We start from the raw sequence: 26,471 nt of genomic DNA, 5'->3' as shown, positions 1-26,471 counted from the left end.
GACATGATCAAGCGTATTGCGCAAACCGCAGGTTTCACCGGCCTTGCGGCCGCCCTGCTGCTGACCCTGCTGCAAAGCTTCTGGGTCGCCCCGCTGATTTTGCAGGCGGAAACCTTTGAAAAAGCCCCGGCCGCCACCGAAGTGGCGCATGAACACGCCGCGGGGGCTGCCGCCCATACCCATGACGCCGAAGCCTGGGAGCCGGAAGACGGCTGGCAGCGCGTGCTGTCCACCACGGGTGGCAACCTGGTGGTCGCCGTCGGCTTTGCGCTGATGCTGGCCGGCCTGTACACCCTGCGTGCACCGACCCGCACGGCCCAGGGGCTGCTGTGGGGGCTGGCCGGTTATGCAACCTTCGTGCTGGCGCCGACCCTGGGCCTGCCACCTGAGTTGCCAGGCACGGCGGCCGCTGATCTCGCGCTGCGCCAGACCTGGTGGATCGGTACCGCCGCGTCCACCGCAGCCGGTATCGCGCTGATCGTATTCGGGCGCAACTGGCTGCTCAAGGCACTAGGCGCAGCGATCCTGGCAGTGCCCCATGTGATTGGCGCACCACAACCGGAAGTGCATTCGATGCTCGCACCGGAAGCCCTGGAAGCGCAGTTCAAGATCGCTTCGCAGCTGACCAACGTCGCCTTCTGGCTGGCTTTGGGCCTGATCAGCGCCTGGCTGTTCCGCCGCAACCGCAGCGATCAATACTCGGCATGACCCTGGTAGTCGGCCTGGGTTGCCAGCGGGGTTGTGAGGTTCAGACCCTGCTGGGCCTGCTTGACTCCGCCCTCGCCGAGGGCGGTATCGAGCGTCACCGCATCACCGCGTTGGCGAGTATCGACCGCAAAAGCGATGAGCCCGGATTGCTGGCCCTGGCCGCAGCGTTGAAGCTACCCCTGCACTGTTTCACCGCGCCGCAGTTGGCAATATATGCCGACCGCTTGAGCCACAAATCCGTCGTCGCCTTCACCCATACCGGTTGTTACGGCATTGCCGAAAGCGCCGCGCTGGCCGTGGCAGAACACCTCGCCGGCAGCCCTGCCCGCCTGCTGATCACCCGCCAAAAAACCACCCAGGCGACCTTTGCCTTGGCGTGCGCTGACTAAAAACCCGATAATTGCCCTTCTCGATCATGAGCAATCTTCATGCTCGCCCGCTTTTCAACAGGAATCTCCCATGACCGTCTACTTCATCGGCGCAGGCCCCGGCGACCCGGAATTGATCACCGTCAAAGGCCAGCGGCTGATCCGCAGTTGCCCGGTGATCATCTATGCGGGCTCGCTGGTACCTGCGGCGGTACTGGCAGGCCATCAGGCGGAAACCCTGGTCAACAGCGCCGAACTGCACCTGGAACAGATCATCGATTTGATCAAGGCGGCCCATGCAAACGGCCAGGATGTGGCACGCGTGCACTCCGGCGATCCGAGCCTGTACGGGGCGATTGGCGAGCAGATCCGTCATTTGCGCGAGTTGGGCATCCCCTTTCAGATCATCCCCGGCGTAACGGCCGTTGCCGCCTGCGCGGCGCTGCTGGAGGCAGAACTGACCCTGCCGGATATCGCCCAGAGCGTGATCCTGACCCGCTATGCCGACAAAACCAGCATGCCGGCCGGTGAGGATTTTGCCAGCCTGGCCCGCCACGGCACGACCATGGCGATTCACCTCGGGGTCAACCATCTGGAAAAAATCGTTGCCGAACTGCTGCCGCACTATGGCGCCGATTGCCCGATTGCCGTGGTGCATCGGGCGACGTGGCCGGATCAGGATTGGGCGGTTGGCACGTTGAGCGATATTGCCGAGAAGGTAGCGGCCAAGGGGTTTCGGCGCACGGCGTTGATCGTGGTGGGCAGGGTGTTGGCCAGTGACAGCTTCAGTGAATCGTCGCTGTACCGGGCAGGCCACGCGCACCTTTACCGCCCCTGAGCCTATCCAGAGATCAATGCAAAACCCTGTGGGAGCCGGGCTTGCCCGCGATGGCGGTGTGCCAGGCAGTACATGTGTCTGCTGATGCACCGCTATCGCAGGCAAGCCAGCTCCCACAGTTGATCTTCTTCGTTAGGTAGATAGCGCAAGACATTGAAAAATAAACATAAAAAAACGGCGCTCACGGGGCGCCGTTTTTTCTTCGCAGTGAACGCCTTACTCAGTAGTAGGCGTTTTCTTTCTGCGTGTGGTCGGTCACGTCACGCACACCCTTGAGCTCCGGAATACGCTCCAGCAGGGTGCGCTCGATGCCTTCGCGCAGGGTCACGTCCGCCTGGCCGCAGCCCTGGCAGCCGCCGCCGAACTTGAGCACGGCAATGCCGTCGTCCACGACGTCGATCAGGCTGACCTGGCCGCCGTGGCTGGCCAAACCTGGGTTGATCTCGGTTTGCAGGTAGTAGTTGATGCGCTCGTTCACCGGGCTGTCGGCGTTGACGTTTGGCACCTTGGCGTTGGGCGCCTTGATGGTCAACTGGCCGCCCATGCGATCGGTGGCGTAGTCAACCACAGCGTCATCCAGGAAGGCTTCGCTGAAGGCGTCGATGTAGGCGGTGAAGCTTTTCAGCCCCAGCGCGGTGTCTTCAGGTTTCTCTTCCCCCGGCTTGCAGTAGGCAATGCACGTCTCGGCGTACTGGGTGCCAGGCTGGGTGATAAAGACGCGGATGCCGATACCCGGGGTGTTCTGCTTGGACAGCAGGTCAGCCAGGTAATCGTGGGCGGCGTCGGTAATGGTTATGGCAGTCATGGAAACTCCTCACAGGCTTGCCGGCAGTTTACGCCAAAATATTACGCAGGTACAAAGTCCTAGTATTTTTGTCGGGAAAGGGCAGTCGACTCATCGACACCCAGCCAGCGTTGGAACCCGCGATACGTGCGTTTCTCCAACCACTCGTAGCTCAAAAATGCGCCAAACGCCGTCACCAGGAGGCAAAACGGCAGGACCGCATAGGGATCTATGCCCGTGCGCTCAACGACCCACCGACCAGCGCACAACACCAGCACGTGGATCAAATACACTGAATAGGAGCAGTCCCCGAGCCGCTTCAAAAAGCGCAAATCCTTGAAGTAAGGCTCCAGCGTCACGCAACTGATGACCAATAACGCGCTTGGCACTCCCCACTCCAACGCACGCGGCACATTCGCTCCATGCCAAATCGCCACCAGTGCAACGACGATGCCCAACAAAGGCAACCATGCCTTGGCCCGACACAGGCCGCGCCGATACAGCATGCCAATCCCAATGCCCATCAGAAACTCAAAGACCATGTCATTGCTGTAGAACCCGTCAGCAAAGTCCAGGGCGGGGGCAACGATGTAACACACGAGATACAGCAGCGCTGCCACCACCCCCAATCGATAGGCCCCACGCACCAGCAAGGCACAGGCGAACAGCAGATAGAACAACATCTCGAAGTTCAGGGTCCAGCCCACATCCAGCAGCGGATAGACGCCAAAACCCGCGGGATTTTCGGCCGGGATAAACAGCATCGACAAGAGCATGTGACCCGGTTCGAATCGAACCTCTGGAATCAGCGAAGGCACCGCCACCGCCAGAAAGGCCATGAGCAGGGTATAGAACCAATACGCCGGGGCGATCCGTGCCACGCGCATGAGCATGAAACGCCAAGGTGTCAGCGCCTTGTCGGCGGTGGCGAGAAAAATCACCAGGCCGCTGATGACAAAGAATACATCCACCCCGATGCCGCCTTTGTCGGCGAACAGGTAGGCCAGCGGGTTATCGACCTCAAAATTGAAGAACACCTGGGTAAAGTGATGCCCCACCACCACCCACGCCGCCAAGGCCCGAAGCGCCTGCACTGAAATCAACATCATCGGCTTACCTTTTCCAAGTCCCGCGAGGTAGATATCCGACTGCTTCAGCGCCCGCTTCGAGAGATGACCGGATCACGTGCACCGTTATAGGTTCTCGTAGCGGTTCATGTCCAACACACCCTCTTCCACCGGCGTGGTTTCGCGAATGTACTGCGATAAATCGTGGAAGTACTGCCAGAACAACGGATGACTGCGGCGTACGCCCCAGCGATCGACAATTTTCTCAAAGCGCTTGGCATCCTTGGCCCGTTCCATTTCAGCGACAAACTCGGGCACATCCTGCGCCGGGATGTTGAACATGAAGTTCGGGTAGCTGCTCAGCACCCCAGGATAGATGGTCACCGTGTCCAGGCCCGGCTGATAGCGATAGGCCTCACCCAGCAGGAAGGCGACGTTACTGTGGGCGCGGTTGCGCAGCATGCTGTAGACCACACGCTTGCCGCTGGCGGTTTCGACCCGCAGCATGGTCGCTTCGGGCAGTTGGTCGATGACCTTGAGGCCCGCTGCCGGACGCGACGTCAGGCGGCTCAGCGCTTGTTCGGCGTCTTGCAAGGCCGGGTCGATGCCATCACGCGAACAAAAGGCGCCCGCGCAACGGTTGATCGGGTCCGGGCTGGCGTCGAGGTCGCCGTAACGGGCCAGCAACTGGTTGGCAAAGTCGCGCTTCGGGTCCTTGGCGTCCAGGTGCAGGCCAGTGGGCTTGTCGTCGTCAATGGCTTCGTAGTCCAGCCATAGCTTGAGTTTGCCGCTGTTCTGGTACCAGTCATCGAGGAAGTCATCGCGGGAATTCGCCGGCATCAGCCGCAGGAAATTCTGCTCGGCGCCGTTGCGGATCAGGTCGAAATACAGCCGCGTCTGGGCCTGGTGCGAAACGTTGCCGAACACGTCGAAATTCACCGCCAACTGATAATAGGTGCGCTCCAGCAGCGGGTAGTCGAACAGCCACATCGTTTGCGGGACTTCGCCGATCAAGCCCTTGTTCACCGAGGCGCTGTCGAAGTGGCGGAAGATGCTCAGCAACGCGTTGTCGTTACCGGCCCACAGGCTTGACCAGCTGGGCGGCGGCACATCGGCATAGCTGTCGCGGCGCAGGGCCTCATATTCGTTGCGCTTGTCACGGTAGGCCAGCCACAGGCTCAGCACACTGCCCACATCGTCGTTCTGCCCCGGCATGGCCAGCAAGGGCGTGGCCTGGCCGCGATAGCGCGCATCGGTGATGTACAGGTCGTGGTCGGGGTCCTGGAACAGGGTCCAGAAGTTGTCGCGGATCACATCCGTGGCGATCTGCCCACGGCACACCGGCCCGCGAATGAACGTACGCACGAAGTATTCGGCGTTATCCAGCATGAACTGGTAACGCGCCTTGGCCGGGATCGCTTCAAAGGTTTCGAACGGGTTGGCGCGACGGCCCGGCCCGTAACCCGGCAACGCGTTGACCTGCCAGTCGCCGGCGTAGAATAGCTCCTTGATACGCGCCATCTTCTCGGCACTGAAGGGGTACGTGATGTGGGTTTTATGCACGATCACGCCCTGCACTGGCCACAGGCGGTAGTACACCCGGGTGCCCGGGTCATCGTTCGGGCGACGGGTGGCGATCAGGTCGATCGGCTGGCCACTGGGCGTGCGCGAACGCACCCACTGGAAGAAATGCCCCGGCTCACCGTTCTCAAAATAGATGTGGGCCAGGAACAAGTGCTCGAACAACCAGCGCGCCACCAGGCTTTCCCGGGCGCCGGGCTGGTTGAGCAGGTTTTCCCACTGCTGCACTTGCAGGGCTTCCTTGGCGCTGGGCGCCAGGCCTTGTTCGTCAATCGGCGCGCCGGACGCAAGCCAGCGTTGCAGGGTCTGGTACTGCTGGTCGGTCAGGCCGGTGACAGCCAACGGCATGCCTTCCTTGGGATGGGCACCGGCGTAGGCGTTGAACTCGCCGGGCGTGGCGCACATGTTTTCGCGGTTGAGCCCCAGCACGATCTCTTCGGGCAACTTGGCATTGGGTTGCAGCGGCGCGTTGTGGCCCAGCTCCAGCATGCGCGCCATCAGCGCCGCCTGGCTGCCCTGGGCGTCCAGCACTGAGTAGAAACCCTTTTGCTGCCAGGCTTGTTTGCCAAAGGCGTCGTAGAACAGGCGCGTCGTCGGCGTGGCCTGGCTGCGCTCGCCGTCGTACACCGGCATCTTGCTCGCGCCACGGGCCGCGCCCTCGGCACTGCCCAGGTTGAGTTGGCAGGCGGAGTCGTAGCAGGCGTGGCACGCCACGCACTTCTCGGTGAAGATCGGCTGCACATCGCGGGTGTAGGAAATCGCCGGGGCGGGAGCTGCTGCCTGGGCGGTGCTGGCGATCAAGGCCAGGACGGCGCTGACGATAAGACGAAATGACATGTACCCGGTCCCGATTCAATGCGTGCGCTGAAAATTTGCCGGTGATTCTACCGGGCCACACCCCCAAGCAACATGAACGATATTCATGCAAAACCTGCACGTGCTCCAAATCGGCACAGGTTTGCTATGATTCACGCCCTCCGTAATGCCTGACCTAGAGTAGTCCCATGTCCGATCGTAGCGTTCGTCTGCAAGCCCTTCATCAAGCCCTCAAGGAACGTATCCTGATCCTCGACGGTGGTATGGGCACGATGATCCAGAGCTACAAACTGGAAGAAGAAGACTACCGTGGCAAACGCTTCGCCGACTGGCCCAGCGACGTCAAGGGTAACAACGACCTGTTGGTGCTCACCCGTCCCGACGTGATCGGCGGCATCGAAAAGGCCTACCTGGATGCCGGTGCCGACATTCTTGAAACCAACACCTTCAACGCCACGCGCATCTCCATGGCCGACTACGGCATGGAAGAACTGGCCTATGAGCTGAACGTCGAAGGCGCACGCCTGGCACGCAAGATCGCCGACGCCAAGACCGCCGAAAACCCAGACAAGCCGCGCTTCGTCGCCGGCGTGCTCGGCCCGACCAGCCGCACCTGCTCGCTGTCGCCAGACGTGAACAACCCCGGCTACCGCAACGTGACTTTCGATGAACTGGTGGAAAACTACACCGAGGCCACCCGAGGCCTGATCGAAGGCGGCGCCGACCTGATCCTGATCGAAACCATCTTCGACACCCTCAACGCCAAGGCGGCGATCTTCGCCGTGCAGGGCGTGTTCGAAGCGCTGAACATCGAACTGCCGATCATGATCTCCGGCACCATCACCGACGCCTCCGGCCGTACCCTGTCGGGCCAGACCACCGAAGCGTTCTGGAACTCGGTGGCGCACGCCAAACCGATCTCCGTGGGCCTGAACTGCGCCCTGGGCGCCAGCGAACTGCGTCCCTACCTGGAAGAGTTGTCGAACAAGGCCAACACCCACGTATCCGCGCACCCCAATGCCGGCCTGCCCAACGAATTCGGCGAGTACGACGAACTGCCGTCGGAAACCGCCAAGGTCATCGAAGAATTCGCCCAGAGCGGCTTCCTCAATATCGTCGGCGGCTGCTGCGGCACCACGCCGGGTCACATCGAGGCCATCGCCAAGGCCGTGGCCGGTTATGCGCCGCGCCCGATCCCGGACATTCCCAAGGCTTGCCGCCTGTCGGGCCTGGAGCCGTTCACCATTGATCGCAGCTCGCTGTTCGTCAACGTCGGCGAACGCACCAACATTACCGGTTCCGCGCGTTTCGCCCGGCTGATCCGCGAAGACAACTACACCGAAGCCCTCGAAGTCGCCCTGCAGCAGGTGGAAGCCGGCGCCCAGATCATCGACATCAACATGGACGAGGGCATGCTCGATTCGAAGAAGGCCATGGTGACCTTCCTCAATCTGATCGCCGGCGAGCCGGATATCTCCCGCGTGCCGATCATGATCGACTCCTCCAAGTGGGAAGTGATCGAAGCCGGCCTGAAGTGCATCCAGGGCAAGGGCATCGTCAACTCCATCAGCATGAAGGAAGGCGTCGAGCAGTTCATTCATCACGCCAAGCTGTGCAAGCGCTACGGTGCGGCGGTGGTGGTGATGGCCTTCGACGAAGCCGGCCAGGCCGACACCGAAGCGCGCAAGAAAGAGATCTGCAAACGCTCCTACGACATCCTGGTCAATGAAGTGGGCTTCCCGCCGGAAGACATCATCTTCGACCCGAACATCTTCGCGGTCGCCACCGGCATCGAGGAGCACAACAACTACGCCGTCGATTTCATCAACGCCTGTGCCTATATCCGCGACGAACTGCCGTATGCGCTGACCTCCGGCGGCGTGTCCAACGTGTCGTTCTCGTTCCGCGGCAACAACCCGGTGCGCGAGGCGATCCACTCGGTGTTCCTGCTGCATGCGATCCGCAATGGCCTGACCATGGGTATCGTCAACGCCGGCCAGCTGGAGATCTACGACCAGATCCCGGCCGAACTGCGTGACGCCGTGGAAGACGTCGTACTCAACCGCACGCCGGAAGGCACCGACGCCCTCCTCGCCATCGCCGACAAGTACAAGGGCGACGGCAGCGTAAAAGAAGCCGAAACCGAGGAATGGCGCGGCTGGGAAGTCAACAAGCGCCTGGAACACGCACTGGTCAAGGGCATCACCACCCATATCGTTGAAGACACCGAAGAATCGCGGCAGTCGTTCGCACGCCCGATCGAAGTGATCGAAGGCCCGCTGATGTCCGGCATGAACATTGTCGGCGACCTGTTTGGCGCGGGCAAAATGTTCCTGCCGCAGGTGGTGAAATCCGCCCGCGTGATGAAGCAGGCCGTGGCCCACTTGATCCCGTTCATCGAGCTGGAAAAAGGCGACAAGCCGGAGGCCAAGGGCAAGATCCTGATGGCCACGGTCAAAGGCGATGTGCATGACATCGGCAAGAACATCGTCGGCGTGGTGTTGGGTTGCAACGGCTATGACATCGTCGACCTGGGTGTGATGGTGCCCGCCGAGAAGATCCTGCAAGTGGCCAAGGAGCAGAAGTGCGACATCATCGGGCTGTCCGGCCTGATCACGCCGTCGTTGGACGAGATGGTGCATGTGGCCCGCGAGATGCAGCGCCAGGACTTCCACCTGCCCTTGATGATTGGTGGCGCCACCACGTCCAAGGCGCACACGGCGGTGAAGATCGAACCCAAGTACAGCAACGATGCCGTGATCTACGTGACCGACGCCTCCCGTGCGGTGGGCGTGGCCACGCAGTTGCTGTCCAAGGAATTGAAGGCCGGTTTCGTCGAGAAAACCCGCCTGGAGTATATCGACGTGCGTGAGCGCACTTCGAACCGCAGCGCCCGCACCGAGCGCCTGAGCTACCCGGCAGCCATCGCCAAGAAGCCGCAGTTCGACTGGAGCAGCTACACCCCGGTGACGCCGACCTTTACCGGCGCCAAGGTGTTGGACAACATCGACCTCAAGGTGCTGGCCGAGTACATCGACTGGACACCGTTCTTTATTTCCTGGGATCTGGCGGGCAAGTTCCCACGCATCCTTACCGACGAGGTTGTAGGCGAAGCGGCGACCGCGCTGTACGCCGATGCCCAGGAAATGCTCGCCAAGCTGATCGACGAAAAGCTCATCAGCGCCCGCGCGGTGTTTGGCTTCTGGCCGGCCAACCAGGTCAAGGACGATGACCTGGAAGTCTATGGCGATGATGGCCAGCCACTGGCGACCTTGCATCACCTGCGCCAGCAGATCATCAAGACCGACGGCAAGCCGAACTTCTCCCTGGCTGACTTCGTTGCGCCAAAAGACAGCGGCGTGACCGACTACGTGGGCGGCTTCATCACCACCGCCGGCATCGGCGCCGAGGAAGTGGCCAAGGCGTATCAGGACGCGGGCGACGATTACAACTCGATCATGGTCAAGGCCCTGGCCGATCGCCTGGCCGAAGCCTGCGCCGAGTGGCTGCACCAGCAGGTGCGTAAAGACTATTGGGGCTACGCCAAGGACGAGCAACTGGACAACGAGGCGCTGATCAAGGAGCAGTACAGCGGCATCCGCCCTGCCCCGGGCTACCCGGCGTGCCCGGATCACACCGAGAAAGGCACCTTGTTCCAACTGCTCGATCCCGAAGCGCGGGAAATGGAAGCCGGCCGCAGCGGCGTGTTCCTTACCGAGCACTACGCGATGTTCCCGGCAGCGGCGGTCAGCGGCTGGTACTTCGCGCACCCGCAGGCGCAGTACTTTGCCGTGGGCAAGATCGACAAGGACCAGGTGGCGAGCTACACCGCGCGTAAAGGCCAGGACCTGGCCGTGACCGAACGTTGGTTGGCGCCGAACCTGGGTTACGACAACTAAGCCCTGGTGGATTGTCTATGCTGTCCCTCACACACCTTGTGTCGAGGGATGTATGGACGATCCAGTCAACAACAAGCCCCCTACCTTCTGGCAGATGCTCCACAGCGTCATGGCCGCCGCGTTCGGCGTGCAGAGCGGCAAGAACCGCGCCCGCGACTTTACCCACGGCAAGCCCAGCCACTTTGTGATCCTGGGCATTCTGTTCACGGCGGTGTTTGCCTTGACGCTGTTCGGGATCGTCAAGCTGGTGCTGCACCTCGCCGGGATTTAACGCAGCAGCAGTTGCAGGTTGAACGGGTAGCGGTAGGACGCCGGCTTGCCCTTCGCGGACAGTGCGCGGAAGTTCACCACCGGCAGCGGCCCCAGCAACCGTTGCGCCTGGGCGCCATCGATCAGCTGGAATAACGCCGCCTGACGGTCGCGCCCGCCGTGTGCGGCTAAATCCACACCTGCGGCATCATCGCTGATCAACACCATCGCCCAGCCACCCAAGGTGAAATGCCCGGCCACCAACGTGCTCAGCCGCCCGTCGAGGCGTGCCTGCAATATTTGCGGCGAACTGTTGACCGCGCTGAACAGCACGTCCTTGCCCGGTGTTCGCCCGCTGTCTTGCAGGGCCTGCATGGCGCCCAGGGCCATTTGATCGTTGGCTGACCACACCAGCGCCGTCTGTGGATAGCGCTTGAACAATTGCGTCGCTTGCTCGAAGGCCCGTGCTCGCGTCCACTCACCGTAGACCAGCTGGCGCAGGCGCACGTGCGGGTGCTGCGCCAACGCACGGTGCAAGCCCTGTTCGCGCAATTGCGCAGATGGGGTGTTCTTGACCCCGGAAAACGCCAGCAGGTCGAGGAATTGGCCAGGGGCAACCGGACCGTGCTGGCGCAGCAGGTCGGTGAGCATCAGGTAGCCCGCCTCTTCGTCGTTGGGCACCAGGCTGCCGATCCATTGCGCGGCGTTGCGCCCGTTGAGCATCTGCACCTGGTCGGGGGTTGGCAGGCTGTTCACAATCAACAGCTTGACCCCGCTGCCCTGGGCCATGCGCAGAATCTGCGGCGCCACGTATTGCTCGTTGACCAGCACCAGGTACTCGGGCCGCGCAGTGCCTTGCAGCACGTCCCTGGCCTGGACCAGGTAGTTTTGGGGATCACGCTCGGAATAGCGCACACGCAAATCCAGGCCGAGGTCCTTGGCCGCGGCCTGCATGAATTGCGTATAGCTGACCCAGAAGGTTTCCGTTGACAGGCCCGGGTTGAGAAACACCACGGACGTCGCGTGAGCCACAGCCCCGTACGCCGCCCCCAACAACCACACACACGTAATCAGAACCTTCAACATCGTCATTCAAGCCTTGAGCAATGCCCGCCATGATAGTGGCAATTAGCGGCTCAATCGAGGCTCAATCAACGTCGTTTATTGGTGACTCACCCAGAACACGGCGGTGCCCACCACGAGGATGATCAGAAACAGAATGGCCCAGGCATCAACGGTACTGTCGGGTTTACGGGCTTTGGTTGAATTGCTCATCGCATCGCCTCTTATCGGTTTTATTAGGTGACTGCACGAAGACTCGACCACAGTAAAGTTCAAGATTGCCCGCATGACAAATGTGGATATTGCGATAACCGTTCTCATTAGTCGATTTGGTTATTTGCATATACTCAAACATCACTTTTGCGCATAAACGCAAACTGGTATCGTGCGCCGGCTCCGTTGGGAGTGCGCGGCCGTGCGCGCAGATTTGCCGAGAACAGGACCTATATGTACGTATACGACGAATACGATCAGCGCATCATCGAGGACCGCGTCAAGCAGTTCCGTGATCAGACCCGACGCTACCTAGCAGGTGAACTGAGCGAAGAAGAGTTCCGCCCTCTGCGCCTGCAAAATGGCCTTTATGTTCAGCGCTTTGCGCCGATGCTGCGGGTAGCCGTGCCGTATGGCCAACTGACCTCGCGTCAGATGCGCATGATGGGCAAGATTGCCCGCGACTTCGACAAAGGCTACGCGCACATCAGCACGCGCCAGAACGTACAGTTCAACTGGCCAGCGCTGGAAGACGTGCCGGATATCCTGGCTGAACTGGCAACCGTGCAGATGCACGCCATTCAGACCAGCGGTAACTGCCTGCGCAACGTGACCACCGACCAATTCGCCGGCGTTGCCGCTGACGAACTGATCGACCCGCGCCCCTGGTGTGAAATCGTCCGCCAATGGACCACCTTCCACCCGGAATTCGCCTACCTGCCGCGCAAGTTCAAGATCGCCATCAATGGCTCGACCTCGGACCGCGCCGCCATCGAAGTACACGATATCGGCCTGGAGCCGGTGTACAACGCTGCGGGCGAGCTGGGTTTCCGTGTCCTGGTGGGTGGCGGCCTGGGCCGTACGCCAGTGGTCGGCGCCTTTATCAATGAGTTCCTGCCGTGGCAGGACCTGTTGAGCTACCTCGATGCCATCCTGCGGGTCTACAACCGCTATGGCCGTCGTGACAACAAGTACAAGGCCCGGATCAAGATCCTGGTAAAAGCGCTGACGCCTGAGGTGTTTGCGCAAAAAGTCGACGCCGAGATGGAACACCTGCGCGGCGGCCAGACCACCCTGACCGAAGCCGAAGTGCATCGCGTTGCCAAGCATTTCGTCGACCCTGAATACAAGGCCCTGAGCAATCAGGACGCTGAACTGGCAGCCCTCGACCTGGAACATCCAGGTTTCGCCCGCTGGCGTGGCCGCAACACCCTGGCGCACAAGAAGCCAGGCTACGTGGCCGTGACCCTGTCGCTGAAACCGACCGGCGTTGCCCCCGGCGACATCACCGACAAGCAGCTGGACGCCGTCGCCGACCTGGCCGACCGCTACAGTTATGGCCAACTGCGCACCTCCCACGAGCAGAACATCATTCTCGCGGACGTTGAGCAAAGCCAACTGTTCACCCTGTGGGGCGAGCTGCGCGAAGGCGGTTTCGCCACGCCGAACATCGGCCTGCTGACCGACATCATCTGCTGCCCGGGCGGCGACTTCTGCTCCCTGGCCAACGCCAAGTCGATCCCGATTGCCGAATCGATCCAGCGCCGTTTCGATGACCTGGACTACCTGTTCGACATCGGCGAGCTGGACCTGAACATCTCCGGTTGCATGAACGCCTGTGGTCACCACCACGTCGGCCACATCGGCATCCTGGGCGTGGACAAGAAAGGCGAAGAATTCTACCAAGTGTCCCTGGGTGGCAGCGCCAGCCGTGATGCGAGCCTGGGCAAGATCCTCGGCCCATCGTTCGCCCAGGAAGCCATGCCTGAGGTGATCGGCAAACTGATCGATGTGTACATCGAACAGCGCACCGAAGATGAGCGTTTCATCGACACCTACCAGCGCATCGGCATCGACCTGTTCAAGGAGCGCGTCTATGCAGCGAATCATTAAGAACAACGCAGTCCTCGACGAAACCTGGCACCTGTTGCCCAAGGACGCGAGCTTCGATGGCATTTCCAACTGCGACGACCTGATCGTGCCGCTGGCCTTGTGGCGCGAGCACGGTCACGCCCTCAAGGCCCGCGATGGCGGCCTGGGTGTGTGGCTGGACGCCGATGAAGAAGCCGAAGAGATCGGTGCCGACGTGGAACATTTCCAGGTCATCGCGCTGAATTTTCCGGCCTTCACCGATGGCCGCAACTACTCCAACGCGCGCCTGCTGCGTGACCGCTATGGTTACAAAGGCGAATTGCGCGCCATTGGCGATATCCTGCGCGACCAACTGTTCTACCTGCGCCGCTGCGGGTTCGATGCCTTCGCCTTGCGCGCCGACAAAGACCCGTACGAAGCCCTGGAAAGCCTCAAGGACTTCTCGGTGACGTACCAGGCTGCAACGGATGAGCCGCTACCGCTGTTCCGCCGCCGTTAAGGTGTAGCGCATGAAAAAGCCCTGGCGTGCCAGGGCTTTTTTTATCCGCTAAGTTTGATCGACGCCAGCACCTGCTTCTGCCCCATGGAACACGGCACACCTTCCGGCTGCGCCCGCACCGCCTCGATCACCCCCAGCAACTGCGCCTTGCTGTGAGCCAATTGCGCCTGCATCTCTTCGATCTGCACCACCTTGCGCTCCAGCGCCTCGATCAACTCCTCGCGCTTATGCTCACCCGGTGCCGGCATCAACGCCTTGAGTTCCTGCAAGGTAAACCCGGCCTGTTGCGCACTCTGGATCAGCTGCAGCGTCTGCAACGCCTCCGCGGAGTAGCGCCGATAACCATTGGACTGGCGCCCCACCTGACTGATCAGGCCTTCCGCTTCATAAAAACGGATGCGCGACGCCGCCAATCCGCTCTGTTTTGCCAGTTCGCCAATATTCATCGCCATCGCCTGCTTGACATTAAAGTTAACTTTAAGCTTAGCCTGAGGCCTCCCCCGCTCAGGAGTCAACCCATGTCACCCTTTGAAGCCTTGCAACTGCCCAATGGCCAAGTCATCTCCAACCGCATCGCCAAGGCCGCGATGGAAGAAAACATGGCCGATGGCAATCAGGCGCCGTCCCGTGAATTGAAGCAGCTCTACAAGGCGTGGGCCGAGGGTGAACCCGGCTTGCTGATCACCGGCAACGTGATGATCGACCGTCGCGCCATGACCGGCCCCGGTGGTGTCGCGCTGGAAGACGAGCAACAGCTGGACAGTTTTCGCGAATGGGCCGATGTCGCACGGGACAAAGGCGTGCACTTCTGGGTGCAACTCAGCCATCCGGGGCGCCAGACCCCGGCCAATCTGCGCCAGCAAGCCGTGGCGCCTTCCGCCGTTGCCCTCGACCTGGGCGGTTTCTCCAAGATGTTCGCCAAACCCAAGGCCATGACCGAGGACGACATCCAGGACGTGATCCAACGCTTCGCCACCAGCGCCCGCCTGGCCGAGAAAGCCGGCTTTACCGGCGTGCAGATCCACGGCGCCCACGGCTACCTGCTGAGCCAGTTCCTTTCGCCGCTGAGCAACCAACGCACCGACCGCTGGGGTGGCCCGCTGGAAAACCGTGCGCGCCTGTTGCTGGAAGTGATCCACGCCGTACGCGCCAGCGTGAGTCCATCCTTTTGCGTGGCGGTCAAACTCAACTCGGCAGACTTCCAGCGTGGCGGTTTTGCCGAGGCTGATGCCCGCGCCGTGGTCGAGATGCTCAACCCGCTGGCCATCGACCTGCTGGAGTTGTCCGGTGGCAGCTATGAAGCGCCGGCGATGCAGGGCGAAGCGCGGGACGGGCGCACCCTGGCCCGCGAAGCGTACTTCCTGGACATGGCCACCGAACTGGCCAGCATCGCCCAGATGCCGGTGATGGTCACCGGTGGCATCCGTCGCCTGCCGATCGTGCAGCAAGTGCTCGACAGCGGCATCGCCATGGCCGGGATTGCTACCGCGCTGACCCTGGAACCGCAGTTGATCAAGCACTGGCGTGAAGGCCGCGACCCTAACCCGCAACTCAAGCCGATTGACTGGAAGCGCAAGCCCCTGGCGTCCCTGGCGATCCTCGCCGTCGTGCGCTACCAGATGCATCGCATTAGCCGCGGCCACCAGCCCAAGGCCAACGTTGCACCGTGCATGGCGCTGGTGCGCGACCAATGGTTTATCGCCCGGCGCACCCGCCAGTACCGCGCCGCCATGACGCAATCTTCACAATAAGGGCGGAGCATTCGCCATGATCGAACTGTCCCCTATTGATCAGCAGTTTTTAACCTCACTGACGATTGGAGTTCTTCATGGCGAAAATCAACCTGGCCCAACAGCTGGCGACCACCCTTGAACAGGCGGGCATCAAGCGCATCTGGGGCCTGACCGGCGACAGCCTCAACGGCCTCACCGACGCCTTGCGCACCATGGACAGCATCGAGTGGATGCACGTGCGCCACGAGGAAGTCGCCGCATTCGCCGCCGGTGCCGAAGCCGCGGCCACCGGTGAATTGACCGTGTGCGCCGGCAGTTGCGGGCCAGGCAACCTGCATTTGATCAACGGCCTGTTCGACTGCCATCGCAACCATGTGCCGGTGCTGGCAATTGCGGCGCAGATTCCGTCCACGGAGATCGGCCTCAACTACTTTCAGGAAACCCATCCCCAGGAGCTGTTCAAGGAGTGCAGCCACTTTGTCGAGCTGGTGAGCAACCCCGAGCAAATGCCGCAGGTGCTGCACCGTGCCATGCGCGCGGCGATCCTCAATCGCGGCGTGGCGGTGGTGGTGATTCCAGGGGATGTGTCGTTGCTGGAAGTGGAGAACAAACTCAAGCCCTGGCCTGCCCTGCACACCCCGCGTACCTTGCCGGCGGAACAGGATCTGCAACGCCTCACCGACATCCTTGAACACAGCCAAAAAGTCACCCTACTGTGCGGCAGCGGGTGCGCCGGTGCCCATGACCAGGTCGTTGCCCTGGCCGACGCCTTGGGCGCGCCGGTGGTGCACGCATTGCGCGGCAAGGAACATGTGGAATGGGACAACCCGTTCGATGTGGGCATGACCGGCTTGATCGGTTTCAGTTCCGGGTACCACGCCATGCTCGACTGCGACACGCTGATCATGCTCGGCACTGACTTTCCCTACCGCCAGTTCTACCCCACTGACGCACAGATCATCCAGATCGACCGCAACCCGCAGGCATTGGGGCGTCGCGCCACGCTGGACCTGGGCATTTGCGCCGACGTGAGTGAAACCATCGCCGCCCTGCTGCCGCGCCTGACGCGCAAAACCGATCGCAGCTTTCTCGACACCTCGCTCAAGCACTACGAAAAAGCCCGCCAGGGCTTGGACGACCTTGCGCAGCCCTCAAAGGCCAACCGGCCGATCCACCCGCAGTACGTCGCACGGTTGCTCAGTGAGTTGGCGGACGATGACGCGATCTTCACCGCTGATGTGGGTTCGCCCACCGTATGGGCGGCGCGCTACCTGAAGATGAATGGCAAGCGTCGGCTGATCGGCTCGTTCAACCACGGTTCCATGGCCAATGCCATGCCCCAGGCTATCGGTGCGCAGGCGGCATTTCCCGGGCGGCAGGTGATCTCGATGTCGGGCGACGGTGGCTTTGCCATGCTGATGGGGGATTTCATCTCGTTGGCGCAGTTGAAATTGCCGGTAAAGGTCATCGTCTTCGATAACTCGTCACTGGGGTTCGTGGCCATGGAGATGAAAGCAGCGGGCTATCTGGACGCTGGCACTGAACTGAAAAACCCGGACTTTGCGGCCATGTCGAACGCCATGGGTATTTTGGGCATTCGCGTGGAGCAGTCAGAAGAGCTGGAGCCGGCGCTGCGTCGCGCGCTGGCCCATGATGGGCCTGTGTTGGTGGATGTGGTGACAGCGACTCAGGAACTGGTGATGCCACCGACGATCAAGCTGGAACAGGCCAAGGGATTCAGCCTGTATATGCTCAAGGCGGTCATGAGCGGGCGTGGCGACGAGGTCATTGAGCTGGCACGCACCAACTGGCTCCGCTAAATCCCATGGGTGAGTGGGCTTGGCAGTGGACTCGGATGCCAGGCCTGCCACACATCCAAATGTGGGAGCGGGCTTGCCCGCGATGGCGGTGTGTCAGTCAAAGTCACCTTCACTGATCTACCGCAATCGCGGGCAAGCCCGCTCCCACATTTTGATCTCATTACCAAGTCAGGCTTTTTGCTTGGCAACCCACTGGCCATAGGCATCAATAAACGCCTGCAAGAACGGCCGGGTCTTTTCCGATAGCTTGCCCGCCTCGTCAAACACACTCCCCGCACCGCCCAGGTAGGCTTCCGGCTGCTGCATGCACGGCACATCGAGGAACACCAGGGACTGGCGCAGATGATGGTTGGCACCAAAGCCACCGATGGCGCCCGGCGACACGCTGATGATCGCGCCCGGCTTGCCGCTCCAGGCACTTTTGCCATACGGGCGCGAGCCCACATCAATCGCATTCTTCAACGGTGCCGGCACAGAGCGGTTGTATTCCGGGGTCACGAACAACACCGCGTCGGATGAACTCACCTGTTGACGGAAACTACTGTAGGCTGCCGGCGGTGTCGCGCCGTCAATGTCTTCGTTGTAGAGCGGCAAGTCGCCAATTTCGACGATGTTCAACGTGAGGTTGGCAGGGGCCAGTGCGGCCAAGGCCAGGGCGACCTTGCGGTTGATCGACTCTTTTCTCAAGCTGCCAACCAGGACGGCAATCGTGTAGACCTTGCTCATGGAGGTTTTCCCGACGTCTGACTAAAGGAGTTGTAGTTATAGAGTCTTCGCGGCACGTTCACCAGAAGGTTTTGCGAAATCCCCCAAGTGCCTTGCCTTGTAGGAATAGTCTTAAAACGACAGCGAATAGTATTTTTTTCACGTAGGTAAACTACACCGCTCCATGACGGTCTACAGAACCGCAAATCGAGTGATTATCTCCAGAGGTTCTAAACAGATGGCAGCAGTACTAGTCGGACAGTTTCATGCCAGAGACGCAGAGGGACGTGTGTATTCGGTGCATGAGTTCCAGGAATCCAACCCGGCGCAAGGCGATGTGGCGGGTTCGGCGCCTACCACCACCTACAAGCTGGCCATTGGCGACCGTGTAGAAAAGCTGGAAGGCGATGAATTCAAATATTGATTCAGTCGGGCATCATCATTGTGCGCGAATCGGAAACGACCCTCGCTTCATAAGACCGCGCCCTGTCTACCCGCTCAGTCCTGGCCATGCACGGCGTTGACTGGGCCGGGGTGATCACGGGCGACGGATCTGCGTGACCTCTATCCCCTGCTCACCCTCGACTTCCTTCAGCGCCACCAACACCTTCCCCCGCTCGCCCTCTACGGCATACAGCGAACGCTTGTAGCCCGCTGCGTTATTGCTGGGGTGCGCGACCACTTGCCTGACCAGCGCAATGTCCAGCACCGCCCCCACCTGCTCGGTCACCTGCCCCTGTGAGCGGACAAACGCTTCCAGTGCCAGATTGTCCGGCGTGGTGTTGTCATTAAGGTCGAAGAGATAAGCAGCCACACACCCCACGGTCACCAGAACCAGGAGTTGCTTGGCCGTTACCCCGAAGAATGTCGAGGGTAGAGGCATATGGGACCAGACCTGTTTTTGTTGTAAGTGCCGGGAGCCGGCTTTGGTCGTTGTTGATCAGCGCAGCCATTCTATTGAATCCCCGGCGCGCTGCACATAGACTCCGCCGATGCGTTTACGTCATATCGAAGTGATTCAGGCCATCTTGCAGACCGGACACCTCGGCACGGCCGCCGAATGGTTGCAACTCCCCGTGGGCGATGTGGATACCGCGCTCAAGGACGCCGAGCAACAATTGGGCTTCATGCTGTTCGCCAGCGTGCGCGGGCGCTTGCAGGCCACGCGCGAAACCCTGGAGCTACAAGCCAGCATCGCCCAGGTGTACGAGGCGCTGGAACCGGTGCAACGCCTGGCCAGCCGCTTGAAACACCATCACGCCCCGCCCCTGCGCGCCTTGTGCACCCCGCCGCTGGCCAATCAACTGCTGCCGCAAAGCATTGCAGTGCTGCGCCGACGCTTCCAGGACACCCCGTGCAACCTGTCCAGCCAACCAACCCGTGAAATTGTCAGAAGCCTGTTGCTGCACGAAGCCGAGGTCGGCCTGAGCCTGCATGACCCGGAACACGCACAAATCCAGAGTACGGTGCTGGCCCAGGGCAAACTGCAATTACTCGCGCCCCACGGCTGGCTCAAGCCCAAGCAGAAGTACATCGCGCTGGCCGACCTGGCCGGGCAGGCGATGATCGGCCTGGAGGGCCAGGACCCGCTGAGCCGCCTGCTGGACGCCAAGCTGCAAGCCTTGCGCCCACTGCCGGTGGTGCAGACACGCGTGCAGACCTACCAGATGATGCGCAGCATGGTCGAGGCCGGCGAAGGTCTGGCGATCGTCGATCCGTTCACGGCTTTCGGCGCACGGGATGCCGGGCTGGATGCGTGCCCGCTGTCACCGCCAATCATGGTCAACCTCTATGCGCTGACCCTCAAGGACGGCGCAACCTCTCCAGCACTGAATGCGTTGCTGGAGATTGTCACGCAGAAGGCGCAAGACCTGTTGGCGGGCTAAGGCTTGGCGACTTCGCTCTTGAACAGCCGATACCAGAAAATCGCCACCTCACGGGTCTGCGGGTCGATGCCGCGATAGCGCAGGTGGTCGATACCGCCCATCACGTAGCCGCAACGCTCGTACAGGCGGCAGGCACCGAGGTTGTTGTTCTGGGTTTCGAGCATCATGCCCGGCAGGTTTTTCTTGCGACTCCAGAATTGCGCAACATCCAGCAGCGCCTTGGCCACACCATGACGCCGTGCGGGCAAGGCCACCGCCAGCTCATCGACGTGGGCAAAACCATTCCAGTTGGTGCTGACCACGATGTGGCCCACCGCCTGGTCGTCGAGGTAGGCCATGAAGACTGCGCTGTCGGGCGCGTCGCGGAAACTGGCGAACTCTTCCGGGTCAATCCCATAACACTTGCGGTACGGCAGGATGCGCTCCAAAGGCCATTGATCGACCCGCACACCCATCTCCGGCACAGCATAGGCGCTGACCTCAAAACTGAAGTCATTGCCCCACACGTAGGCATCGAAGCCCTCGTCGGCGACCCGCACACTGAGCCCTGGATACTTCGGGTTCATTACAGCTTGCATAAACATCCTTAACCCTTGATGCAATCGACGGTGTAACAACGACCACTGCCGTCGTCTTCGTGTTGCAACCCGTGAACATCCGCGACAAAGCCGGGGAAGCTGCTATCGAACGTACGGGCAAATGCCAGGTAGTCGATGATCGAGCGTGTCGACTCGGTAAAGCGCTCCCCTGGCATGATCAGCGGAATGCCCGGCGGATAAGGCACCAGCATCACCGCTGCGATGCGTCCTGGCAAGGCATCGATGGAAACCGCCTCCACTTCGCCCCTCACCAGTTGGTCATAGGCATCCGCCGGTTTCATCGCGATTTCCGGCAACACGGTGTACATGCGCTTGAGGTGTTTGGCGGTGGCGTTGCTGCGATAGCAGCTGTGCAATTGGTTGCACAGGTCGCGCAACCCCAGGCCCTGATAGCGCACGACGCCTTGGGCGTAGACCGAGGGCAAACAACTGGCAAGGCTGACATTGGCGTCGTAGCTGCGTTTGAATTCCAGCAGCTCGGTGAGCAACGTACTCCATTTACCTTTGGTGATCCCCATGGAAAACAGCACAAGGAAGGAATACAGCCCGGTCTTCTCCACCACCAGCCCACGCTCCCAGAGGAACTTGCTGACCACCGCAGCCGGAATCCCGCAATCGCTCAGCGCTCCGCCAGCATTCAGGCCAGGCATCACCAGCGTGACCTTGATCGGGTCCAGCAGGACGTAGTCCTCGGCCACGTCACCAAAGCCGTGCCAATCATCCTCGGGGTGCAACAACCAGTCGGCCGTCGCCACGCGGTCGATGCCGGCGACAGAGGGCGGCTGCCAGATGGAGAACCACCAGTCTTCGGCAGCGATATGCTGGCGCAGGTTGGCCAGGGCGCGACGAAAACTCAGGGCCTCGTCGAACATTTCCTGCAACAGCGAGCGCCCGGCCGGGCCTTCCATCATGGCCGAGGCCACGTCGAGGGAGGCGATGATGCTGTACTGCGGCGAGGTGGAGATATGCATCATGAACGCTTCGTTGAAACGGTCGCGGTCCAGTTGGCGCGCGCCACCGTCCTGCACGTGGATCATCGAGGCCTGGCTGAACGCGGCCAGCAGCTTGTGCGTGGAATGCGTGGTGAACACCAGCGGGCTATCCGGCGTGCGCGAGGTGCCCATGCCGTAGCGCCCGGCGAAGAACTCGTGAAACGCCGCGTAGGCATACCAGGCTTCGTCAAAGTGCAGCACCTCGACACTGCTGCCCAATTGCTGCTTGATCAGTTCGGCGTTGTAGCACAGCCCGTCGTAGGTGGAATTGGTCACCACCGCCATCTTCACCTTCGGCGGCCGGCCACGGGTCAGCGGGCTGGCGTCGATCTTGGCGCGGATCGATTCCGGGCTGAATTCACTCAATGGAATCGGGCCGATGATTCCCAGTTCGTTGCGCTCCGGGCACAGGTACAGCGGGATCGCGCCGGTCATGATGATCGAATGCAGCACCGACTTGTGGCAGTTGCGGTCCACCAGCACCAGGTCGTCGCGCCCGACCATGGAGTGCCAGACGATCTTGTTCGCGGTAGACGTGCCGTTGATCACGAAGAACGTATGGTCGGCACCGAAGTTGCGCGCGGCGCGGGCTTCCGCTTCGGCCAGCGGGCCGGTGTGGTCCAGCAGCGAACCCAGCTCCGGCACGGACACCGACAAGTCCGAACGCAAGGTGTTTTCCCCGAAGAACTGATGAAACGCCTGTCCCACCGGGCTCTTGCGATAGGCCACGCCGCCGCCATGGCCGGGGGTGTGCCAGGAATAGTTGGAGTCGGCGGTGTGTTGCACCAGCGCCTTGAAGAATGGCGGCAGCAGGCCATCCAGGTACGTGCGGGCGGCGCGGGCCACTTGGCGGGCGAGAAACGGTACGGTGTCTTCGAACAGATAGAGAATGCCGCGCAGTTGGTTGAGCTCGCTCATGGCATCGGCCGGCGCGTTTTCCAGGGTGACTTGCTCACCCAGGGCGAAGATCGGCAGGTTGGGCGCCCGCAGCCGCGCGAGGCGGATCAGCTCGACCATGTTTTGCAGCAGGTGGGTATTCTCGCCGGCGCCTTCGGCGGCGATCAGCATGCACGCCAAACCATGATGGGTGGACGCCACCAGCCGGCCTTCGGCGTAGTCCACGGCGGAAAAAATACTGAAGCCTTCTTGTTCCAACTCTCGGGCGATGCCGCGAACCCGATCACCGGCAACGGTGTCGGCCTTGATGTCACGATGCACGATAAGCACTGGGAACTTCAGGTCTTTGTACATGAGTGCTTGCAGTCCTGAGGGCTATGCACTCAAGGGTAGAAGCTGGGGGGCGATGACGCGAATGAAGATTTTGAAAGCACTGCCATTCCACTGTAGGAACAGGCTTGTGTGGGAGCCAGCTCCCACATTTGGTTACTGCTCGGTCAACTGAGTCCACAGTGCCGGCGCACCCGCCGACTTGGCGATCGCTTCCAGCCGCTGCGCATGCTCGAGCAAATCCTGCTCACTGGCACGGATGATGGTGATGGGCTTGCGATCCGCCGACAGGCGACGGATTTCCGAAGGGCGGTTGCCCGAGCCTTCCGCCGAGCCGCTGCCGTCCGAGGCGTTACCGGCCAGGGACAGGCTGGTCTGCCCGCCGGTCATGGTCAGGTAGACGTCGGCAAGAATCTCGGAGTCGAGCAAGGCGCCGTGGAGTTCACGGCCGGAGTTGTCGACGCCATACCGTTTGCACAACGCATCGAGGCTGTTGCGCTGACCCGGGTGGCGCTCACGGGCCATCATCAGGGTATCGAGGATCGAGCAGTGCTTGGAAATGTCCGCGCGATCCGTCGCCCCCATCAGGGCAAATTCGTTATTGATAAAGCCGACGTCGAACGCCGCGTTATGGATGATCAGCTGGGCGCCGTTGATGAACTCGAAAAACTCATCGGCCACTTCGGCAAAGCGCGGCTTGCCTTTGAGGAATTCGTCGGTGATGCCGTGGACGCCAATCGCGCCTTCGTCACTGTCGCGATCAGGTTGCAGGTAGACGTGGAAGTGACGGCCGGTGAGGCGCCGCCCCATCAGTTCGACACAGCCGATTTCAATGATCCGGTGGCCATCGGTCACCGGCATGCCGGTGGTTTCGGTATCGAGTACTACGGATCGGATGGCCATCAGGGTTCAGCTCTCAACGGGTGGTGTATTTCAAAGGCCGGGATATTAGCACGTCATGCCCCAAGCAGCCCAAGGCTGGCCCAGGGCCTTGGCTTTTCGACAGTTTCTTACACTCTTTTGCAAAGCCGCCGCAGTTTGCCCGAGGCTCCGTTGCTAGCCTGCACGCCCCAGCCAACCACGGATTGCCTACCACCATGAACCGTTCAAAAGCCCTATGCGCCCTGCTGCTGATGGGCAGCGCCTGCACGGCACACGCCACCAGTTTCGTCATGACCAGCGACTTTCTGGTCAGCCTGTCCATGAGTGCCACCAAGGGCACCAGCTCTTCATTCAAGGATGACAAGATTGTGCAGGCCGCCAGGGATGACGCCGAAGCCTTCGTCGCCAGCGATGGCGCGATCCGTGGTGTGCGCCTGGAGTCGGCGCTGGTGCACGTGCGTGAACGCCTGCCCGGGCAAACCTACAGTGATATGCAATTGGCCCAGGCCATCGCCGCGCTGTAGGCGTCAGCTCTGCTTGTAACCGCGCACTTCGTCCACACCCCGGTTGGCCAACTGGTCGGCGCGTTCGTTGCCAGGATGGCCGATGTGCCCGCGCACCCATTTCCAGGTGATGTCATGGCGATTGCACTGCTCGTCGAGCAGTTGCCACAGGTCGGCATTTTTGACCGGTTCCTTGGCGGCCGTCTTCCAGCCACGCTTCTTCCAGTTGACCATCCACTCGTTGATGCCCTTCATCACGTACTGCGAGTCGGTCACCAGCAGTACATTGCAGCGGCGCTTGAGCTCTTCCAGGCCACGAATTGCGCCCATCAGCTCCATGCGGTTGTTGGTGGTGTTGGCTTCGCCGCCCCACAGTTCCTTCTCCACGCCCTTGCACACCAGCAACGCGCCCCAGCCGCCAGGGCCCGGGTTGCCCTTGCAGGCGCCATCGGTGAAGAGTTCTACGGTATCGGTCATCGGTTACTCGGTTCGAAATCAAAAAGAAGTTTTACGGTTCGCTTTGCTTGCGGTTGACCTTGGCCATCGGCATTGGCACGAGCTTGCCCATGGGTTCGCGCCGCAACTGGCGCACCGGCCGCAGGCCCACCACGATCTTGCGCGCCACCAATAAATAGAAGCCGCCACCCGACAGCTGCCAGGCGCCCGCGCGGCGCTCCCAGCCGGCCAGACGGGCCTGCCACTTGGTCGAGGCAAGCGGCGGACGATAGCACCCGAAGCGGCGTTTCTCCAGCGCGAAGCCCAGCAGGTTCAGCCAGTCACCCACCCGTGACGGCGAGATACAGCGCGCCTGGCGCAGGCCGTCGTGGGCGAACACATGGCGCATGCCCCAGCTGCTCCAGGGGTTGATGCCGACAATCAGCAAATGGCCACCCGGGCGCACACTACTCGCCGCTTCACGCAGCAGGCCGTGGGGTGACAGGCAAAAATCCAGGCCATGCTGCAACACCACCACATCGGCGGCGTGCTCGCTCAGCGGCCACGCCTGTTCCTCGCAGACAATCTCCACCCCCGGCAGCGGCGCGCCGAGGCGCACATTGCGTTGCACCTGCGGTGCCGACGGCGGGGTCTGGGCCGAAGGGCCGTAATGCACGAGGTAGCCGCCAAAGAACCGGCCCAGCTCGTCTTCGAGCATGCGCCGCTCTTCATCCAGCAAAAATTGCCCGATCGGCCCCGACAGCCATTCGCGGGCGGCGCTGATCAGGGCCAGCCACTCAGGATCGGCCTGGGCGAACGCTTTATCAGTCATTGCATTCTCCAACTCGCCTAGACGTTCTAAGATGCACCAATGTGTTCAGCTTGGCGAATCGAAGAATGATACAGATCAGTGCCCTGCCCGCCTTCACCGATAACTACATCTGGTTGTTACAAGACCCCAAGACCCAGCGCTGCGCGGTGGTCGACCCCGGCGATGCCGCGCCCGTGCTGGCGTGGCTCGAACAGCACCCCGGCTGGACCCTCAGCGACATCCTGATCACCCACCATCACCATGATCATGTCGGCGGTGTCGAGCAACTGAAAAGTGTTACAGGCGCCAAGGTCTACGGCCCGGCGAACGAAAAAATCCCGGCGCGGGACGTCGCCCTCAACGACAACGACCGCATCACTGTGCTGGGCTGGGACTTCGACGTTTATAGCGTGCCAGGACACACCCTGGGCCATATCGCCTTCTACCACCAAGGCGTACTGTTCTCTGGCGACACCTTGTTCGCCGCCGGCTGTGGGCGCCTGTTCGAAGGGACACCGGAGCAGATGCACGCCTCCCTTGAGCATCTGGCGTCTCTGCCTGCCGACACCTTGGTGTATTGCACCCACGAATACACACAAAGCAACCTCAAGTTTGCCCAGGCGGTGGAACCGCACAACGCCGACATCGCCGAACGGGTGGAAAACGTCCGCCAGCTGCGGGCCCGCGGCGAGATGACGCTGCCGTCCAACCTGGCCCTGGAGAAGCGTACCAACCCCTTCCTGCGCACCTCTGAAACATCCGTTAAACAAAAAGCGGACGAACGGAATGGCCGCGACAACCGCTCTGGGGCCGAGGTATTTGCTAGCTTGAGGGCATGGAAAGATAAGTTCTAAGGCAACGCAATCTGATACGTAATTTCTGAATGGTTGACCGGAACCAAAGCGCTTTCTAGAATCGCCCG

General features: G+C 61.3%; 24 protein-coding genes and 1 pseudogene. 13 read left to right on the top strand and 12 right to left on the bottom strand.

What is annotated here, in order from left to right; all coding sequences use genetic code 11:
• Positions 1–3: 3 nt before the first annotated feature.
• The 3 genes from PSH87_RS12110 to cobM all read left to right on the top strand — a co-directional run bounded on the left by PSH87_RS12110 (position 4) and on the right by cobM (position 1,914).
• Positions 4–708 (top strand): CbtA family protein, encoded by a 705-nt coding sequence (locus PSH87_RS12110; RefSeq protein WP_017738593.1) that lies wholly within the window; start codon positions 4–6, stop codon positions 706–708.
• Complete coding sequence (locus tag PSH87_RS12105) at positions 705–1,097, top strand: cobalamin biosynthesis protein (RefSeq protein WP_017738592.1); 393 nt, start codon at positions 705–707, stop codon at positions 1,095–1,097. The genes PSH87_RS12110 and PSH87_RS12105 overlap by 4 nt, the downstream gene beginning before the upstream one ends.
• A gap of 70 nt (positions 1,098–1,167) precedes the next feature.
• Positions 1,168–1,914 carry a precorrin-4 C(11)-methyltransferase gene (gene cobM, locus PSH87_RS12100; RefSeq protein WP_305433801.1) on the top strand — a complete coding sequence of 249 codons (747 nt, stop codon included), beginning with the start codon at positions 1,168–1,170 and terminating at the stop codon, positions 1,912–1,914.
• 220 nt (positions 1,915–2,134) lie between these two features.
• Here the strand turns inward: cobM and nfuA are convergent, their stop codons facing one another.
• The 3 genes from nfuA to PSH87_RS12085 all read right to left on the bottom strand — a co-directional run bounded on the left by nfuA (position 2,135) and on the right by PSH87_RS12085 (position 6,183).
• Positions 2,135–2,719: a Fe-S biogenesis protein NfuA gene (gene nfuA / locus PSH87_RS12095; RefSeq protein WP_003190728.1), complete on the bottom strand. Its 585-nt coding sequence runs from the start codon at positions 2,717–2,719 to the stop codon at positions 2,135–2,137.
• Positions 2,720–2,778: 59 nt separating this feature from the next.
• A complete protein-coding gene (locus tag PSH87_RS12090) occupies positions 2,779–3,804 on the bottom strand; it encodes an acyltransferase (RefSeq protein WP_026137024.1) in 1,026 nt (341 codons plus the stop codon).
• Positions 3,805–3,891: 87 nt separating this feature from the next.
• Complete coding sequence (locus tag PSH87_RS12085) at positions 3,892–6,183, bottom strand: fatty acid cis/trans isomerase (RefSeq protein ID WP_305433800.1); 2,292 nt, start codon at positions 6,181–6,183, stop codon at positions 3,892–3,894.
• Between the two features lie 167 nt (positions 6,184–6,350).
• Between PSH87_RS12085 and metH the strand changes: the two genes are divergently transcribed.
• On the top strand, positions 6,351–10,061 hold the full coding sequence (metH, locus tag PSH87_RS12080) for a methionine synthase (RefSeq protein ID WP_305433799.1): 3,711 nt from the start codon (positions 6,351–6,353) through the stop codon (positions 10,059–10,061).
• Positions 10,062–10,113: 52 nt separating this feature from the next.
• The gene (locus tag PSH87_RS12075) at positions 10,114–10,332 is read left to right on the top strand and encodes a DUF2970 domain-containing protein (RefSeq protein WP_017738587.1); all 219 of its coding nucleotides are present in this window, start codon (positions 10,114–10,116) and stop codon (positions 10,330–10,332) included.
• On the opposite strand, the gene PSH87_RS12070 is transcribed toward PSH87_RS12075, so the two are convergent.
• Complete coding sequence (locus PSH87_RS12070; protein WP_305433798.1) at positions 10,329–11,396, bottom strand: ABC transporter substrate-binding protein; 1,068 nt, start codon at positions 11,394–11,396, stop codon at positions 10,329–10,331. The genes PSH87_RS12075 and PSH87_RS12070 overlap by 4 nt on opposite strands.
• A gap of 423 nt (positions 11,397–11,819) precedes the next feature.
• On the opposite strand from PSH87_RS12070, the gene PSH87_RS12065 reads away from it, so the two are divergent.
• Both PSH87_RS12065 and PSH87_RS12060 read left to right on the top strand, forming a co-directional pair.
• Positions 11,820–13,478 (top strand): nitrite/sulfite reductase, encoded by a 1,659-nt coding sequence (locus tag PSH87_RS12065; protein WP_017738585.1) that lies wholly within the window; start codon positions 11,820–11,822, stop codon positions 13,476–13,478.
• Positions 13,462–13,956: a DUF934 domain-containing protein gene (locus PSH87_RS12060; protein WP_017738584.1), complete on the top strand. Its 495-nt coding sequence runs from the start codon at positions 13,462–13,464 to the stop codon at positions 13,954–13,956. The genes PSH87_RS12065 and PSH87_RS12060 overlap by 17 nt, the downstream gene beginning before the upstream one ends.
• A gap of 41 nt (positions 13,957–13,997) precedes the next feature.
• On the opposite strand, the gene PSH87_RS12055 is transcribed toward PSH87_RS12060, so the two are convergent.
• Positions 13,998–14,402 carry a MerR family transcriptional regulator gene (locus tag PSH87_RS12055; RefSeq protein WP_017738583.1) on the bottom strand — a complete coding sequence of 135 codons (405 nt, stop codon included), beginning with the start codon at positions 14,400–14,402 and terminating at the stop codon, positions 13,998–14,000.
• A 72-nt stretch (positions 14,403–14,474) separates the two neighbouring features.
• On the opposite strand from PSH87_RS12055, the gene PSH87_RS12050 reads away from it, so the two are divergent.
• Both PSH87_RS12050 and poxB read left to right on the top strand, forming a co-directional pair.
• Positions 14,475–15,707, top strand: coding sequence for an NADH:flavin oxidoreductase/NADH oxidase family protein (locus PSH87_RS12050; protein WP_305433795.1), 1,233 nt, complete (start codon positions 14,475–14,477; stop codon positions 15,705–15,707).
• A gap of 77 nt (positions 15,708–15,784) precedes the next feature.
• On the top strand, positions 15,785–17,509 hold the full coding sequence (gene poxB, locus PSH87_RS12045; protein WP_017738581.1) for a ubiquinone-dependent pyruvate dehydrogenase: 1,725 nt from the start codon (positions 15,785–15,787) through the stop codon (positions 17,507–17,509).
• 168 nt (positions 17,510–17,677) lie between these two features.
• Here the strand turns inward: poxB and PSH87_RS12040 are convergent, their stop codons facing one another.
• Positions 17,678–18,235, bottom strand: a complete 558-nt coding sequence (locus PSH87_RS12040; protein ID WP_017738580.1) for an NADPH-dependent FMN reductase — start codon at positions 18,233–18,235, stop codon at positions 17,678–17,680.
• A gap of 217 nt (positions 18,236–18,452) precedes the next feature.
• On the opposite strand from PSH87_RS12040, the pseudogene PSH87_RS12035 reads away from it, so the two are divergent.
• Positions 18,453–18,691 (top strand): annotated as a pseudogene (locus PSH87_RS12035) (hypothetical protein).
• A gap of 61 nt (positions 18,692–18,752) precedes the next feature.
• Here PSH87_RS12035 and PSH87_RS12030 read toward each other — a convergent pair.
• A complete protein-coding gene (locus tag PSH87_RS12030; RefSeq protein ID WP_017738578.1) occupies positions 18,753–19,097 on the bottom strand; it encodes a hypothetical protein in 345 nt (114 codons plus the stop codon).
• A gap of 109 nt (positions 19,098–19,206) precedes the next feature.
• Here PSH87_RS12030 and PSH87_RS12025 point away from each other — a divergent pair, with 109 nt between their 5' ends.
• Positions 19,207–20,100: a LysR substrate-binding domain-containing protein gene (locus tag PSH87_RS12025; protein WP_305433793.1), complete on the top strand. Its 894-nt coding sequence runs from the start codon at positions 19,207–19,209 to the stop codon at positions 20,098–20,100.
• Here PSH87_RS12025 and PSH87_RS12020 read toward each other — a convergent pair.
• From PSH87_RS12020 to dnaQ, 3 genes are all read right to left on the bottom strand, one after another.
• The gene (locus PSH87_RS12020; RefSeq protein ID WP_081609281.1) at positions 20,097–20,678 is read right to left on the bottom strand and encodes a GNAT family N-acetyltransferase; all 582 of its coding nucleotides are present in this window, start codon (positions 20,676–20,678) and stop codon (positions 20,097–20,099) included. The genes PSH87_RS12025 and PSH87_RS12020 overlap by 4 nt on opposite strands.
• An 8-nt stretch (positions 20,679–20,686) precedes the next feature.
• On the bottom strand, positions 20,687–22,942 hold the full coding sequence (locus PSH87_RS12015; RefSeq protein WP_305433791.1) for an Orn/Lys/Arg decarboxylase N-terminal domain-containing protein: 2,256 nt from the start codon (positions 22,940–22,942) through the stop codon (positions 20,687–20,689).
• A gap of 132 nt (positions 22,943–23,074) precedes the next feature.
• On the bottom strand, positions 23,075–23,815 hold the full coding sequence (gene dnaQ / locus PSH87_RS12010) for a DNA polymerase III subunit epsilon (RefSeq protein WP_370695320.1): 741 nt from the start codon (positions 23,813–23,815) through the stop codon (positions 23,075–23,077).
• Positions 23,816–24,015: 200 nt separating this feature from the next.
• Between dnaQ and PSH87_RS12005 the strand changes: the two genes are divergently transcribed.
• On the top strand, positions 24,016–24,324 hold the full coding sequence (locus tag PSH87_RS12005; protein ID WP_305433789.1) for a DUF2388 domain-containing protein: 309 nt from the start codon (positions 24,016–24,018) through the stop codon (positions 24,322–24,324).
• Between the two features lie 3 nt (positions 24,325–24,327).
• Here PSH87_RS12005 and rnhA read toward each other — a convergent pair whose 3' ends face one another.
• Both rnhA and PSH87_RS11995 read right to left on the bottom strand, forming a co-directional pair.
• Entirely contained in the window at positions 24,328–24,780 is a 453-nt protein-coding gene (gene rnhA / locus PSH87_RS12000; RefSeq protein WP_017738572.1) for a ribonuclease HI, read from the bottom strand.
• A gap of 31 nt (positions 24,781–24,811) precedes the next feature.
• Positions 24,812–25,570, bottom strand: a complete 759-nt coding sequence (locus PSH87_RS11995) for a class I SAM-dependent methyltransferase (protein WP_305433787.1) — start codon at positions 25,568–25,570, stop codon at positions 24,812–24,814.
• A 65-nt stretch (positions 25,571–25,635) separates the two neighbouring features.
• Here PSH87_RS11995 and gloB point away from each other — a divergent pair, with 65 nt between their 5' ends.
• Positions 25,636–26,403, top strand: a complete 768-nt coding sequence (gene gloB, locus PSH87_RS11990) for a hydroxyacylglutathione hydrolase (protein ID WP_305433786.1) — start codon at positions 25,636–25,638, stop codon at positions 26,401–26,403.
• Positions 26,404–26,471: the final 68 nt, after the last annotated feature.

The sequence above is a fragment of the Pseudomonas sp. FP453 genome (genome assembly GCF_030687495.1).
In the GTDB taxonomy this organism is placed as follows: Bacteria; Pseudomonadota; Gammaproteobacteria; order Pseudomonadales; family Pseudomonadaceae; genus Aquipseudomonas.
Note: the sequence above shows the minus strand (reverse complement) of the source record. Positions and strands in the feature narration are given on the sequence as shown.